The organism is Mycobacterium sp. (assembly GCF_965230835.1).
GTDB lineage: Bacteria > Actinomycetota > Actinomycetes > Mycobacteriales > Mycobacteriaceae > Mycobacterium.
Map to the genome: position 1 here is coordinate 1,053,115 of NZ_CBDDLW010000002.1, position 14,116 is coordinate 1,067,230.

The window sequence follows — 14,116 nt, forward strand, 5'->3', positions numbered from 1 at the left end:
GCTAGGATTTGAGCACGGTGAGCGTTGCACCGCCGAGTAGCAGGAGTAGCGCCGCGCAGACAGCCCAACCGGTACCGGCGAGCCAGCAGATGGTCCCCACTGCGGCGAGCACCGGCGTTAGCGCGAAGAGCACCAATATCGGATGCTGCCGAATTACTTGGAGAGCACTTTTCGCCCGGACCCGCTCGATTTCTCTGCCTCCCATGCCTTCAGGATGCCAGCTGACAATGACAACGCAAGCATCGATCAGTTGTCCTCGTGTTCATCGTTGCCGTAAAACAGCATTTCGCGGCTCTGCTCCAAGGACCAACGGCCCTACTCCCCTAGGTTTTTCCGTCATAGCCTCCGTGTTGTGAACGTTGAGGTTCTCAAAGAAGCGATCTCGCTGGCCTGCCGGGCGCCGTCCGTGCACAACCGACAGCCATGGCGTTGGGTGGTAGAAGGCGGCCTCGAAGGCCCCGCCGTTCAGCTGTTCGTGGATCATCAGCGAACAGTGCCGGCCACGGATCACTCCGGCCGCGAAACCATCATCAGTTGTGGTGCCGTACTTGATCACCTACGGGTCGCCATGACAGCCGCACAGTGGCTGGCACACATCGCTCGCTTCCCCAACCCGAACGACCCCGATCATCTGGCAACGGTCGAATTCAGCCCCATCGACTACGTCACCGAAACGCAGCGCGACCGTGCCCGAGCCGTTTTGCAACGCCGGACCGACCGACTTCCGTTTGATTGCCCCACCTACTGGCACCTCTTCGAACCCGTTCTGCGCAGCACATTCGATGACCATGTTGCGATACTTGATGTTCTGGCCGATGAAATGCGGCCGAGACTGGCAGAGGCTTCCCAGCTAAGCGAAGCCCTTCGCCGCGATGATCCGCTTTACCACGCCGAACTTGAATGGTGGACTTCGCCGTTCGCGTTGGCCGAAGGTGTGCCGCCCGGCGCGCTGCCGTCGGATACCGAACGCCTCCGGGTTGACATCGGCCGGGAATTTCCAGTCCGGGGCCACCAAGACCGTCGCGCCGAAATCGCCGCGGACGCGTCGAAAATCCTTGTGCTGTCAACACCTGAAGACACGCGTGCCGATGTATTGCGTTGTGGTGAGGTGCTGTCGACTGTCCTCCTTGAGTGCACCATGGCCGGGATGGCGACCTGTACGTTGACTCATCTGATCGAATCGAGCCAGAGCCGCGGCATCGTGCGCGCGCTGATCGGTGGGCGAGCCAACCCCCAGGTACTGATCCGCGTAGGAATCGCCCCGCCAATTGAGGAGCTTCCCGCTACAACACCGAGGCGTTCGCTAGACAGTGTGCTAGAGATTCACCGAATGCCGGAGAGGCTGAGAGAGGGTGAGCCATGAGCGACGATCCCGTTACCTTGCTGCAAGAAGACGAGAGTTGGGGTCTACTAGGTAGCGTCGCTCTGGGCCGGCTGGTAGCCAACGTCGCCGGCGAGCCTGAGATTTTCCCGGTCAATTTCGTCTTGCAAGACCGCACTGTGCTGTTTCGGACCGCAGAAGGCACCAAGTTGTTTTTAGCCGCGTTGAACAGCAATGTGGCCTTCGAAGCCGACGACCACAACGTCGCCGAAGGTTGGAGTGTGATCGTGAAAGGCCATGCCCGGATACTGAAAACCAACGCACAGATCCAAGAAGCCGAACGCGCTCAGCTAATGCCGTGGATCGCGACGCGGAAACTGCACTACGTGCGAGTGATCCCGTCGGAAATCACCGGCCGCCGCTTCAAATTCGGTCCGGAGCCAGACCGAAGCGAAGCCTTTTCATGATGTGACCAAAACCCCAGTCCTATCTCACACGACCAGGGACAATGTCCTGCGCGCGCGAGATGCCTTGCGTCGCTTGCTAATCGCCACCAACCGCGCTACCGCAGTCTCGATTCCGCGCGCCAGCTGATCAACATCAGCCACCACGTCATAGTCAGTGAGGATCCCAAAGAACAAATCGTCGGCATAGCTCAGTATCGCTACGCCAGTCCGCAATTGCATCGCGATCGGCGGAACCGGGAACACTGCGAGCACGCGCCTGCCCATGATCTCCAGCGGCCGACGCGGCCCGGGCACATTTGTGGCCACTGTCACGACACCATGCTGAGGAAACCGTGTGAGCAGTCCGACAGCCCAGCCAGCCAGCGCGAACGGAATACCGCTAGCAATCGACACGAACGCATTTCCAGCCTCGCGCTGGCCCCCTGCTTTCGTCCGGCCCAGTCGTGCGTGCACGGCCCGCAGCCGCTTAACCGGATTCTCCTCGTCGACCGGCAGATAAGGAAGCATCAACGAAACCCGGTTGTCGGTCACGCCGAAAGCGTCGGTCGAGCGCACTGACACCGGCACCAGCGTGCGCAAAGAATCAGCCCTTGGCAACTCGCCGCGCCCCACCAGCATGTTGCGGAAACTCTCGGTAATCGCAGCCAGCGCAACATCGTTGACAGTCACGTCGAACGTCTGACACACCTGCTCGACATCAGCCAGCGGGACCCGGGCCCCGCCGTATCGGCGCAGGTCGCCAATCGGCCCGTTCAGCGGCGACAAGGTCGGACGCAACATGCCCACGGCAATCTGTGCCGCGCCCTGCACGACCGATACCGCACCCGCCGCAATGGCCGTCGACGCGTTCCATAGCCCACCGAGTACCCCCAGCGGAGTGACTGTGGACAAGGCGCGCAACAAGCCCGGCCTTTCCGGCTCCGCAGCGGCACGGACATGGCGGACGAGGCTGTCGCTGACGGCACCAAAATCGGGGTCGCACAGCCCGGTAAGCATATGACTGGCCGCGACTCCGTCGGCCATGCAGTGATGGATCTTGGTCAGCACCGCCCACCGGCCGTCGGCAAGGCCTTCAATCACCCAAATCTCCCAAAGCGGCCGATCGCGGGCCAGACGCCGCGCCATGATATCCGCGGTCAACCTAAACAGCTCTTGGTCCGCACCGGGGTTCGGCAGCCCCACGCGCCGCACATGCCGGCCGATATCAAAGTCAGGATCGGGCACCCACCTGGGCGCGCCCAGGTCGAACGGACGCCGCCGCAGCCGTTGCCCGAGCCGAGGGCAGGCTCGCATCCGTCGAGCGAACATTGATTCCAACGCCGCCTGGTCAGGCGCCGGACCTTCGATGACCGCCAACCCCCCGATTGCCAAGCTGACCTTCCGATCAGCGTCTTCCACCTTGAGGAACCCGGCATCAAGTGTCGTCAGGTGGTCCATGATCAGGAACCTTCCCGGCTGCTCGTGTTTTGTCTGCAACCCGCAGCACCACTCTGCTCCTGAGGGCTTCGGTGCGGGCAGGGCCAAAAGTCCTTCGCCGCCGGGGGCTTCGTGCTCTGCCACCGCGCGGGTCGTCGCACGAACCTTGATACATAGCCACGGTTGGCGATCGGACACCTTGTCGGACGAGAAAGACATCTCACGAAGTTAAAAGTCAAGCCACGAGCGAGGGAGGAGGTGGAAAGGCTAGATGTTCGGTGTAGTGCTGGCCGGTTTGCAGGCAGTGGTGGAGTTGGCCGAGGAATTTGTTGAACAGATGTCGTTGGGCTTGGTGGTTCCAGTCTCCTGCGGCGCGGCGGGTGTCGTAGTGGCGACGGGCGCCCGGCGAGGCGCGCAGCGATGCCAAAGCCCAGATGGGACCCACGGCGGCCAGGCGCCGGTTCTTGATATGGCGGTGCAACACGAGGGTTTTCTTGCCGCTGGCGCGGGTGATCGGCGCGGCTCCGGCGAATGCTTTCAGTCCGCGGGCGTCGGTGAAGCGGGCGCGGTCATCACCGATCTCGGCGAGTACCCGGGCACCGGCCAGGTTCCCCAGTCCGGGGAAGCTGGTGATGATCGTGGAGTCCGGGTGCTGCTCAAAATGGGCGGTTGCCGCCTCGGCGAGATCAGCAGCAGTGGTGCAGGCAGCCTCGAACTGACCCAGCAGCCCTGCCAATTGGATACCCATCGCGTTCTCCACGACCGGTGGTTGGTGCAGGTAGGTGTCGGTGAACACCTCCCGCAACCGTTCGATGTCACGGTCGAGATGGCGGCGGCGGCCGGCCTTGGCCAGCAGTCGGCGCAGTCGGGCCGGGGTCAGCTTGGTCGCCTGGGTGGGGGTTGGTGCAGCAGCCAAGATGGTGCGCGCATCTCGACGAGCCAGCCCGCCCTCGGGCAGGTCGGCGAACGCGGTGATGGCCGCCGGGTAGAAATCTTTGAGCACATCGCGAATCTGGTTGCCGATGTGTTGACGTGCCCATACCGCGTCTTGCTGAGCGCGGGCCAGCACCCGGATCGCCTGGGCCAACTCGGTGTCGGCGGGCAATGGGCGGTGCGCGCCGGGGTCGGTGCGCACAATATTGGCCAGCAGCACCGCGTCGGCACCATCGGATTTGGCCCCCGACACCGCATACCGTGCCCGATACCGCGAAGCCGCCAACGGGTTGATCGGATAAATCACCCGGCCAGTTTCTCGCAGCGCCGCCACCCACAGGCCACGATCAGTTTCCATCCCCACTGGTATCGGATCAGCGGCACTGTCACCGGCCTCAGCCAGCAACGTCAACAGCTGCGCGAACCCGGCCGCATCATTGCCCAGCCGTGCACGGGCTACCACCCTCCCGTCGTCATCAACCACAGCAACATCGTGATGCTCAGTAGCCCAGTCGATTCCACAAAACAAGCCCAAGACGTCCTCACTTTTTCGTCGGTGGATGGTTGCGCCGTTACCGGTGGACTCACGCGGCGCCCTAATCGCGGGACTCCAAGGTCCGTCATCTCACTAGCCGTCCGTGACTCCAGCACATCGCAGGACTTCGTTCTGTCGAAGAGCTCAAGGCTCGAGAACAACCATCAGGAAGTCACCCCTGCGACGGGCTCGGGCAACGGAATCTCACCACCAACCCGACAAGACCTGCCGCCAGACGCGCCGCTCTTTCTCAAGTCGTCGAACGACGGGAACACCAGACGTCACCTGACGGCAGATCCCGCAAGAAACAGGCCCCGGTCACCAACACCCGGACCGGTAACCAATCCCTACTAAACGATTAGGCAGCCATGAACGTGCATTTCCCGGACGCCGACACCATTCGCATGATCCTCACCCTGGCCACCCGGGCACCCTCCATCCACAACACTCAGCCGTGGCGGTGGCGAGTGGCCGCCGCAGCTCTGGACCTGCACTCAGACCCAGACATGCAGCTCCGCAGCACCGATCCAGACGCACGTGATCTGACCATGAGCTGCGGCATCACGCTGCACCACTGCGTCGTCGCTTTGGCGGCGATGGGCTGGCAAGCGAAGGTGCACCGCTTTCCCGACCCCACCAACCCCCGGCACTTGGCCACTATTGAGGTCCAACAGCACATTCCCGATCAGTCCGACATCACTTTGGCCGCGGCCATACCGCGGCGGCGAACCGACCGGCGGGCTTACAGTTCCTGGCCAGTTGCCGGAGGCGATATCGCGTTGATGGCTGCCCGCGCAGCACGCAACGGGGTTATGCTCCGCCAAGTCGACACCTTGGACAGGATGAAAGACATCGTCGCGCAGGCCGCCTTGGACCACACCAACGACGACCGGTATATCCGCGAGCTGACCACCTGGAGCGGCCGGTACGGCTCGGAAGCTGGGGTTCCGGCCCGGAACCAGCCGCCCTCGGACCCCACCGCCCCGATTCCCGGACGCGTGTTCGCGGGACCGGGCCTGACCCAGCCACAGGGCATCGCGCCCGCCGACGACAACGCCGCGATCCTGGCACTGGGCACCAAAGACGACGACCCCCTGGCCCGACTGCGCGCTGGTGAAGCGACCAGCGTCGTCTTATTGACCGCAACCGCGATGGGGTTGGCGTGCTGCCCGATCACCGAGCCGCTGGAGATCCCGGAAACCCGCGAAGCAGTACGCGCCGACGTTTTCGGCGCCAGCGGCTACGCCCAAATGCTGCTCCGGGTAGGTTGGGCCCCCATCAATGCAGACCCGTTGCCATCGACACCACGGCGCGGCTTGTCGCGCGTGGTCGAGTGGTCAGCACATGGCCCGGTAGTGACCCAATAGTCGACGAGACCGGGTTGCTAGACCAACGGCGCCGTCCAGCACAGCAGCGTTCCATCCGCGCCCTCCCGCGGCCCGACCATGAACTCACCTCCTGCCTGCTCGGCACGCCGCCGCAGGTTGGTCAGTCCGCTGCCGGTGACCTGGTCGGGCATGCCGCGGCCGTTATCGCTTACTTCGATGCATAACGCGTCGTCGACCTTCAGCCGAACCGTCAACGCAGTGGCGTTCGCGTGCCGGACCGCGTTGCTGACCGCTTCCCGCACCACGGCCTCAGCGTGATCAGCAAGCGCGCCGTCAACCACCGACAACGGCCCCACGAATTGGACGGTAGTGCGTAAACCCGAGCCGGCGAATTGAGCTACTGCGTCATCGATTCGCTGCCGAAGCCTCGTGATGCCCTGCGATCCGCCATGTAGGTCAAAAATAGTCGTCCGAATCTCCTGAATGACTCCCTGCAGATCGTCTACAGCATCCGAGAGTCGTTGCTGCACTTCAGAATCACGCGCACGCGGGATACTCCCCTGCAACGCGAGACCAACAGCGAAGAGCCGCTGGATGACATGGTCATGAAGGTCACGCGCAATACGATCCCGATCGGCCAGTACGTCAAGTTCGCGCATCCGGCGCTGCGAGGTGGCCAGCTGCCACGCCAGAGCGGCCTGATCGGCAAAAGCAGCCATCATCTCAAGTTGTTCGCCGGCGAATGATCCAGCACTACCGCGGCGCAACACAACAACGACACCGGCGACCGTATCGGCAGCTCGAAGAGGCAGCAGCAGCGCCGGACCGACATCGTCCGGTACGTCCAGACCCGCTAAATCAAGCCGCTCGACCTGGCGGGGAATGCCACTGACGAAGACTTCGCCGAGTGCGGTGTCAGCCACCGGAATGGTCCGCTCGCCGGTTAAGGCCACCGCGTTGCCCACTGTTTCGATCACCAGCAGCTCGGCCACGTCAGCGGCCTCGGCGTGCTCGTCGAGGGCAATGGCGACCAACGCCGCGTCTGCCCCCGTTAGCTTTAGCGCTTCCTCGGCGACAAGGCGGAACACGGCCGCGGGTTCAGTGCCTGACAACAGTTCGGTCGCGATATCACGAGTGGCTTCAATCCACGATTGCCGAGCCTTGGCCTGCTCGTATAGCCGTGCATTCGCGATGGCGATACCTGCAGCCGCGGCCAACGCCTGCACCAGCACCTCGTCGTCATCGCTGAATGGCTGTCCGGTGGTCTTGTCGGTCAGGTACAGAGTTCCGAACGATTCACCGCGCACCCGAACCGGAACCCCGAGGAAGGTCAGCATCGGCGGATGATGCGCCGGGAAACCCACCGAGGCCGGGTGCTGTGAAATATCGTCTAGCCGCAACGGTTCTGGTTCGTCGATGAGCAGGCCAATGACGCCTTTGCCTTCGGGGAGGCGGCCGATGCGTCGGACGGTTTCCTCGTCGATGCCCTCATGGACGAAGTGCAGGACATGATTCTCTCGATCATGGACCTCTAGGGCGCCGTATCGAGCGTCGACGAGATTGGTTGCCGAATGCACGATCGAGCGCAGGGTCGCATCCAGTTCCAAGCCCGAAGTGACCAACAGCATGGCGTCCAGCAGCCCGTCGAGGCGATCGCGCCCCTCCACGATCTGCTCGACGCGATCCTGGACCTCGACCAGAAGCTCACGCAGCCGCAGCTGCGAAAGTGCATGGTGCAGCGGACGCATAACGGCATCGGATTGGTCCTCAGCCATGGTCATCGGTCGCCGGATCGCCGCGAGCGTTTCAATTCCGTCGCGAATACCGCTGCCTGCGTACGGCGTTCCATGCCCAGCTTGGCCAGCAGCCGGGATACGTAGTTTTTGACTGTCTTCTCGGCCAGAAACATCCGGTCGGCGATCTGCTTGTTGGTCAGGCCCTCACTGAGCAGGCCGAGCAGCGTGCGCTCCTGGTCGGTGAGCCCCAGGAGCGGATCCGGCTCTTCGGTAGCACGCCGCAGTTTGGACATCAGTGCCGCCGCGGCCCGATTGTCGAGCAAAGATCGCCCCGCACCCACTTCTTTGACCGCGTGGGCCAGTTCCATTCCCTTGATGTCTTTGACGACGTATCCGCTGGCACCGGCCAGAATGGCATCCAACATAGCTTCGTCGGACGTGTACGACGTTAAGATCAGACAACGTATGTCAGGCATCCGCGACACCAGGTCGCGGCACAGTTCGATGCCATTGCCATCCGGCAACCGCACGTCGAGGACGGCCACGTCCGGGCTTGCCGCGGGAATCCTGGCCATGGCCTCGGACACCGAGCCGGCTTCACCGACCACGTCGAGGTCGGGGTCTGCCCCAAGCAGGTCGATAAGGCCACGCCGCACCACCTCGTGATCGTCGACCAAGAAGACTTTTACCAAGTCGTCACTCCCGCGATCCGCCGATTTCTCCAGCTTGCTGGAGCGTATCGCTCGCAGGAGGGATAGCGGCAGTGCCTCCACCTCGACCGCTCATGTCCGCACCTGGGCGCCATCGGTCGCGATGCGATCGCAATCCAGAAATCCCGTGGTGTTGTGTCGCGGTCGCCGCATGCCACGCCCAGCAACTGCACACCAACCCAAGAGAGGCCGACGGCCTCGGCGGATTCACAGATTGTGCCCGGATTCCATTCAGGCTCATCGTGAACAAAAGTCACGGGCCCCACAGCGTGGCGATGATTAAATCCCTTGATACACAACGATATTGAAGCATTTTTGGGTAGCCGTTCGCCCAAAATCCACCTCGCGAGACGTTCATCGCGTCTCGCGATGAACGCTCCGGGGCAACCGCCGGCCGGCGGTACGCTAACCGCGGAGCGACCGGTCAACCTTCTCTCATCAACCAGCAGGCGGACGGCACCTTTTTGGCGCCGTTCCTCACCATCAGGAGAGCCACCTCCGTCTTCCGCCAACCCGCGGGAGCGGCCAGTGGGCCGCATTCAGCCAAAATTTAGGGGCGTGGGGTAATGGATTTTGCGTTCTTGCCGCCGGAAATCAACTCAGCGCGCATGTACACCGGCCCAGGGCCGAGCTCAATGCTGGCTGCCGCGGGAAACTGGGATGCGCTAGCCACCGAATTGACATCCGCGGCCGAGGGTTACGGCTCGGTGATCTCGTCGTTGACCAGTATGCACTGGTGGGGACCAGCGTCAGCTTCGATGGTTGCCACCGCTAACCCATTCATGGATTGGCTGGGTTCAACCGCCGAGCAGACGAAGCAAACCGCCAACCAAGCCAGAGCAGCAGCAGCGGCGTTTGAGCAGGCCTATGCGATGACGGTGCCACCAGCGGTGGTTTCGGCCAACCGCACCCAGCTGAAATCGCTTATAGCGTCGAACATCTTTGGACAAAACACAGCTGCGATCGCAGCTACTGAGGCCGAGTACACCGAGATATGGGCTCAGGATGCTGCCGCGATGTACGGCTACGCCAGTACCGCGGCCGCCGCGCGGCAGCTAACACCATTCTCATCCCCACAGCAAAGCCCCAACCAGGCCGGACCGACCGCTCAGAGCTACGCGGTCAGCCGGGCTGTCGGCAGCGCCGCGGGAACAGCACAAAAGACGTTGTCGCAGTTGGGTTCGTCGGCATTGCAGGTACCGCAGAACTGGCCGGGCATCCTTCCCGCAGACTTCACCGTCCTGGATGCGATTCTCGGCGTATACGCGACGGTCGGTGTCACACAGGACATTGAGTCGGTGTCGGCAGGGATCATCAGCTCAGAGAGCAGTTTGGGCCTGTTGGACACCACAACGACCGCAGCGCAGCTGGCGCCGGCCGGGCTGGGCTCCGCCTTGTCCGCCGCAAAAGGTGGTGGCGTTGCCGGCCCGGGCCTGTCCGGCGCAGCCACCGCGAGCATTGGCCGGGCGGGGTCGATCGGACAGTTGTCCGTACCAGCGTCCTGGGCCGCTCCGTCGACGGGGCCAGCCACCCCGCTATCGGGTTCCGGTTTGACCACGATCCCCGGGACCGACGTGCCCGACCAGGGCATGCCGGGTGCACCTGGCATGCCCGTAGGCTCGGTCAAGCGAGCTTCAAGCGTCGTGCCTCGCTATGGGGTTCGGCTCACGGTAATGCCACGCTCACCCGCAGCCGGGTGACACCGCGGCTAGTCCACAATCGGCTGGCGTGGCTCTGGCGGCTCCGGCGGAGCGAACCGCCAGTTGTCCGGGTTTTTCGGCGAGTACACGACCGGAAGTAGTTGGCCCATCACTGGCCATTGGTCGACGTCCACCGCCATGCGCTGATAGACCGCATGCTCATTGATGGTCGGTCCGTTGATAACACCGGCCACGGTGACATATTGCTCACCGTCGGCGTCCGGTCGTGGGCTAACACCTGTCACCAGGAGCGTGCCGTGAGCCAGCGCACCGCGCGTGCCACGGGGGAAGAACCGCGGGGCAAGAAACACCACCAGAACCGTGACCAGTATGAGCAGCGCAGCGAATTCCCACACACCGCCATGGTAGGACTGCTGGCATGAGTCGCGACGATCTGATGTTCGCACTAGAGCTGGCCGACCGTGCGGACACGCTGACTCGGGCCCGGTCCGGCGCCCTGGACCTTCGTATTGACACCAAACCGGACCTAACCCCGGTGACCGATGCCGATCGAGCCGTCGAATCCGAAGTGCGCGAGATGCTGCAGCGCGACCGGCCCAGCGACAGCGTCGTCGGCGAGGAGTTCGGCGGGACCACTACCTTCACTGCGCGGCAGTGGATCATCGACCCCATCGACGGCACTAAGAACTTTGTCCGTGGGGTGCCGGTGTGGGCCAGCCTGATCGCGTTGCTCGAAGATGGCGTCCCGTCGGTGGGTGTGGTGAGCGCACCGGCACTGCAGCGTCGCTGGTGGGCGGCTCACGACCAGGGCGCCTTTGTCTCGGTGGACGGCGCCGCGCCCCGCCGACTGTCGGTTTCCTCTGTGGCAGAGCTAGGTTCGGCAAGCTTGTCGTTTTCTAGTTTGTCGGGTTGGGCACAACGCGGGTTGCGTGAACGCTTCATCGAGCTGACCGACGCGGTGTGGAGAGTCCGTGGCTACGGCGATTTCCTGTCCTACTGCTTGATCGCCGAGGGGGCCGTCGACATTGCCGCCGAACCGGAAGTATCGGTGTGGGATCTGGCCGCGCTGGACGTTCTGGTGCGCGAGGCCGGCGGTCAGTTCACCAGCCTCGACGGCACCGCCGGACCGCACGGCGGAAGCGCGGTAGCGACCAACGGCCTCCTCCACGAAAAGGTTTTGGCCAGGATCAACGCTGAAAGCGTGTGAATTGGCTAACACGACCCTACCTATCTTACTCCGGAGTAAGATAGGGTTAGGCGCATCACCCCAACGACCGAAGCTGCTGATATGACCCAGACCGTTCCCACTTCACGTTCCAACTCCAGTCCGTCTTCAGGGCCGTTGCGCCCGCGCCCCAAACGGCGCGGCCAAAAAACCGGTATCGGGATGGAGCCGCACAAGCGGACTGGGACCGACGTCGCGCTGGCGCTCATCGCCCCACTCGTCGGCCAGGAATTCCTGGACAGACATAAGCTGCGCGACCCGCTCAACCGGGGCCTGCGCTACGGCGTGAAGACCTTGTTCTCCACTGCCGGGGCCACCAACCGCCAGTTCAAGCGCGTCCAGAGTCTGCGCGGTGGGCCGACCCGGCTCAAGTCCAGCGGCAAAGACTACTTCGACCTGACACCCGACGATGATCAGAAGCTGATCGTCGAAACGGTCGATGAGTTCGCACAAGAGGTGCTACGGCCAGCCGCCTACGATGCCGACGAGGCTGTGGCGTATCCGCCCGATCTAATCTCCAAGGCTGCCGAGCTGGGCATCACCGCAATCAACGTTCCCGAGGATTTTGAGGGAATCGCCGAGCACCGATGCACAGTGACCAACGCGCTGGTAGCCGAAGCGTTGGCGTACGGCGATATGGGACTGGCGCTGCCGATCCTGGCGCCCGCCGGTGTGGCCTCCGCGCTCACCCACTGGGGCAGCGCCGACCAACAAGCCACTTACCTCAAAGAATTCGCCGGGGAGAACGTCCCGCAAGCCTGCGTGGCCATCGCCGAACCGCAACCGCTGTTCGACCCCACTCGGCTTAAGACGACCGCGGTTCGCACGCCATCTGGGTACCGGCTCGACGGGGTCAAGTCATTGGTTCCGGCGGCGGCGGACGCCGAGCTGTTCATCGTCGGCGCGCAGCTAAACGGCCGGCCAGCGCTGTTCATCGTCGACTCATCCGCCCAAGGGCTGACGGTCAGGGCCGACCCGAGCATGGGGATTCGCGCGGCAGCCTTGGGCCACCTTGAGCTGTCTGGGGTATCAGTGCCGCTCAGCGCTCGGCTGGGCGAGCAGGATGCCCCCGAATCCGATTACGCCACGGCCTATTCAGAGGTAATCGCCCTGGCCAGGCTGGGCTGGGCGGCACTGGCAGTCGGCACATCACACGCGGTGCTCGACTACGTCATACCCTATGTGAAAGAACGTGAAGCCTTCGGCGAGCCGATCGCCCGGCGACAGGCCGTGGCGTTTATGTGCGCCAACATCGCCATCGAATTGGACGGGCTGCGGCTGGTCACCTGGCGTGGCGCGTCTCGCGCCGAGCAAGGGCTGCCGTTCGCCCGTGAAGCAGCGCTGGCCAAGCGACTCGGCTCCGACAAGGGCATGCAAATCGGCTTGGACGGCGTGCAGCTGCTGGGCGGCCACGGCTTCACCAAGGAACACCCAGTCGAACGCTGGTACCGCGACCTGCGGGCCATCGGCGTCGCCGAGGGCGTTGTCGTCATCTAGTCCACACTTTCCCAAGCGAAAGATCAATCATGGCAATCAATCTGGAACTGCCCCGCAAGCTGCAGGCAGTGTCGACGAAAACGCATCAGGGTGTCGCGGAACTGGTGCGACCGATATCACGCAAGTACGACCTGAAGGAGCATGCCTACCCGGTCGAACTCGACACCCTCATCAGTCTGTTCCAAGGCGTGGCAGACGCGAACTCCGTCGAGTTTGCCGGCGCCGATGAGCTCCGCAGCGCCGAAGGCACCGAGGACAACCACAACGGCGTCAACATGTCCGCGCTGGTGCAGACCCTGGAGGCAAGCTGGGCCGATGTTGCGATGGTGCTGTCCATGCCGTATCAGGGCCTGGGTAACGCCGCCATCTCTGCGGTGGCCACCAAGGAACAGCTGGAGCGCCTGGGCGACGTATGGGCAGCTATGGCTATCACCGAGCCGGGCTTCGGGTCGGACTCGGCAGCCGTGTCGACGACCGCGACCCTTGACGGCGACGAGTATGTGATCAACGGCGAAAAGATCTTTGTCACTGCGGGCGCGCGCGCTACGCACATCGTGGTGTGGGCCACCCTGGACAAGTCGATGGGTCGCCCAGCGATCAAGTCGTTCGTCGTGCCGCGCGAACACCCCGGCGTCACGGTAGAACGGCTCGAAAAGAAGCTCGGTATCAAGGGTTCAGATACCGCGGTGATCCGCTTCGAGAATGCCCGCATCCCCAAGGACAACCTGCTGGGCAACCCAGAAATCGAGGTCGGCAAAGGCTTTTCCGGCGTCATGGAGACCTTCGACAACACCCGTCCGATCGTGTCGGCGATGGCCGTCGGAATCGGCCGCGCCGCCCTAGAGGAGATCCGCAAGATCCTCAGCAATGCCGGCGTCGAGATCTCCTACGACCAGCCGTCACATGCGCAAAGCGCCGCGGCCGCTGAGTTCCTGCGGATGGAGGCGGACTGGGAGGCCAGCTACCTCTTGGCGCTGCGCGCGTCGTGGCAGGCTGACAACAACATCCCGAACTCAAAAGAAGCGTCCATGAGCAAGGCCAAGGCCGGTCGGATGGCCAGCGATGTCACCTGCAAGACAGTCGAACTGGCTGGCACTGCAGGCTATTCCGAACAGACGCTACTAGAGAAGTGGGCCCGCGACTCCAAGATCCTGGACATCTTCGAGGGCACCCAGCAGATCCAACAGTTGGTGGTCGCCCGCCGCTTGCTCAACTTGTCATCCTCCGAGCTCAAGTAGCCGACGGATTCACCGACAAGCCTCGTCGACTCGGCGCGATTTTGTGTTC

General features: G+C 63.3%; 13 protein-coding genes. 7 read left to right on the top strand and 6 right to left on the bottom strand.

What is annotated here, in order from left to right; translation table 11 throughout:
* Nucleotide 1: 1 nt before the first annotated feature.
* The gene (locus ACO07W_RS05340; RefSeq protein ID WP_421841416.1) at nt 2-205 is read right to left on the bottom strand and encodes a hypothetical protein; all 204 of its coding nucleotides are present in this window, start codon (nt 203-205) and stop codon (nt 2-4) included.
* 147 nt (nt 206-352) lie between these two features.
* Here ACO07W_RS05340 and ACO07W_RS05345 point away from each other — a divergent pair, with 147 nt between their 5' ends.
* The gene (locus tag ACO07W_RS05345) at nt 353-1,363 is read left to right on the top strand and encodes an Acg family FMN-binding oxidoreductase (protein ID WP_421841418.1); all 1,011 of its coding nucleotides are present in this window, start codon (nt 353-355) and stop codon (nt 1,361-1,363) included.
* Nucleotides 1,360-1,788, top strand: a complete 429-nt coding sequence (locus ACO07W_RS05350) for a pyridoxamine 5'-phosphate oxidase family protein (RefSeq protein ID WP_421841420.1) — start codon at nt 1,360-1,362, stop codon at nt 1,786-1,788. The genes ACO07W_RS05345 and ACO07W_RS05350 overlap by 4 nt, the downstream gene beginning before the upstream one ends.
* A 24-nt stretch (nt 1,789-1,812) precedes the next feature.
* Here the strand turns inward: ACO07W_RS05350 and ACO07W_RS05355 are convergent, their stop codons facing one another.
* Nucleotides 1,813-3,225 carry a WS/DGAT/MGAT family O-acyltransferase gene (locus tag ACO07W_RS05355; RefSeq protein WP_421845820.1) on the bottom strand — a complete coding sequence of 471 codons (1,413 nt, stop codon included), beginning with the start codon at nt 3,223-3,225 and terminating at the stop codon, nt 1,813-1,815.
* A 214-nt stretch (nt 3,226-3,439) separates the two neighbouring features.
* Entirely contained in the window at nt 3,440-4,666 is a 1,227-nt protein-coding gene (locus tag ACO07W_RS05360; protein ID WP_421845748.1) for an IS110 family transposase, read from the bottom strand.
* 374 nt (nt 4,667-5,040) lie between these two features.
* Between ACO07W_RS05360 and ACO07W_RS05365 the strand changes: the two genes are divergently transcribed.
* A complete protein-coding gene (locus ACO07W_RS05365; protein ID WP_421841422.1) occupies nt 5,041-6,039 on the top strand; it encodes an Acg family FMN-binding oxidoreductase in 999 nt (332 codons plus the stop codon).
* A gap of 17 nt (nt 6,040-6,056) precedes the next feature.
* Here ACO07W_RS05365 and ACO07W_RS05370 read toward each other — a convergent pair whose 3' ends face one another.
* The gene (locus ACO07W_RS05370; protein ID WP_421841424.1) at nt 6,057-7,781 is read right to left on the bottom strand and encodes a GAF domain-containing protein; all 1,725 of its coding nucleotides are present in this window, start codon (nt 7,779-7,781) and stop codon (nt 6,057-6,059) included.
* Nucleotides 7,778-8,428, bottom strand: coding sequence for a hypoxia response regulator transcription factor DosR/DevR (gene dosR, locus ACO07W_RS05375; protein WP_421841426.1), 651 nt, complete (start codon nt 8,426-8,428; stop codon nt 7,778-7,780). Before dosR ends, ACO07W_RS05370 begins: the two co-directional genes overlap by 4 nt.
* A gap of 584 nt (nt 8,429-9,012) precedes the next feature.
* Here dosR and ACO07W_RS05380 point away from each other — a divergent pair.
* Nucleotides 9,013-10,146: a PPE family protein gene (locus tag ACO07W_RS05380; protein ID WP_421841428.1), complete on the top strand. Its 1,134-nt coding sequence runs from the start codon at nt 9,013-9,015 to the stop codon at nt 10,144-10,146.
* Between the two features lie 8 nt (nt 10,147-10,154).
* Here the strand turns inward: ACO07W_RS05380 and ACO07W_RS05385 are convergent, their stop codons facing one another.
* Complete coding sequence (locus ACO07W_RS05385; protein ID WP_421841430.1) at nt 10,155-10,502, bottom strand: hypothetical protein; 348 nt, start codon at nt 10,500-10,502, stop codon at nt 10,155-10,157.
* Nucleotides 10,503-10,525: 23 nt separating this feature from the next.
* On the opposite strand from ACO07W_RS05385, the gene hisN reads away from it, so the two are divergent.
* The 3 genes from hisN to ACO07W_RS05400 all read left to right on the top strand — a co-directional run bounded on the left by hisN (nt 10,526) and on the right by ACO07W_RS05400 (nt 14,067).
* Nucleotides 10,526-11,314: a histidinol-phosphatase gene (gene hisN, locus ACO07W_RS05390; protein ID WP_421841432.1), complete on the top strand. Its 789-nt coding sequence runs from the start codon at nt 10,526-10,528 to the stop codon at nt 11,312-11,314.
* 81 nt (nt 11,315-11,395) lie between these two features.
* The gene (locus ACO07W_RS05395) at nt 11,396-12,829 is read left to right on the top strand and encodes an acyl-CoA dehydrogenase family protein (protein WP_421841434.1); all 1,434 of its coding nucleotides are present in this window, start codon (nt 11,396-11,398) and stop codon (nt 12,827-12,829) included.
* 29 nt (nt 12,830-12,858) lie between these two features.
* Nucleotides 12,859-14,067 (top strand): acyl-CoA dehydrogenase family protein, encoded by a 1,209-nt coding sequence (locus ACO07W_RS05400; RefSeq protein ID WP_421841436.1) that lies wholly within the window; start codon nt 12,859-12,861, stop codon nt 14,065-14,067.
* Nucleotides 14,068-14,116 lie beyond the last annotated feature (49 nt).

Bases quoted from the DNA above. Each gene is read 5' to 3' on its own strand.
- ACO07W_RS05340 (WP_421841416.1), bottom strand. From the start codon at position 205: ATGGGAGGCAGAGAAATCGAGCGGGTCCGGGCGAAAAGTGCTCTCCAA.
- ACO07W_RS05350 (WP_421841420.1), top strand. From the start codon at position 1,360: ATGAGCGACGATCCCGTTACCTTGCTGCAAGAAGACGAGAGTTGGGGT.
- ACO07W_RS05355 (WP_421845820.1), bottom strand. From the start codon at position 3,225: ATGGACCACCTGACGACACTTGATGCCGGGTTCCTCAAGGTGGAAGAC.
- ACO07W_RS05365 (WP_421841422.1), top strand. From the start codon at position 5,041: ATGAACGTGCATTTCCCGGACGCCGACACCATTCGCATGATCCTCACC.
- ACO07W_RS05370 (WP_421841424.1), bottom strand. From the start codon at position 7,781: ATGACCATGGCTGAGGACCAATCCGATGCCGTTATGCGTCCGCTGCAC.
- ACO07W_RS05380 (WP_421841428.1), top strand. From the start codon at position 9,013: ATGGATTTTGCGTTCTTGCCGCCGGAAATCAACTCAGCGCGCATGTAC.
- hisN (WP_421841432.1), top strand. From the start codon at position 10,526: ATGAGTCGCGACGATCTGATGTTCGCACTAGAGCTGGCCGACCGTGCG.
- ACO07W_RS05395 (WP_421841434.1), top strand. From the start codon at position 11,396: ATGACCCAGACCGTTCCCACTTCACGTTCCAACTCCAGTCCGTCTTCA.
- ACO07W_RS05400 (WP_421841436.1), top strand. From the start codon at position 12,859: ATGGCAATCAATCTGGAACTGCCCCGCAAGCTGCAGGCAGTGTCGACG.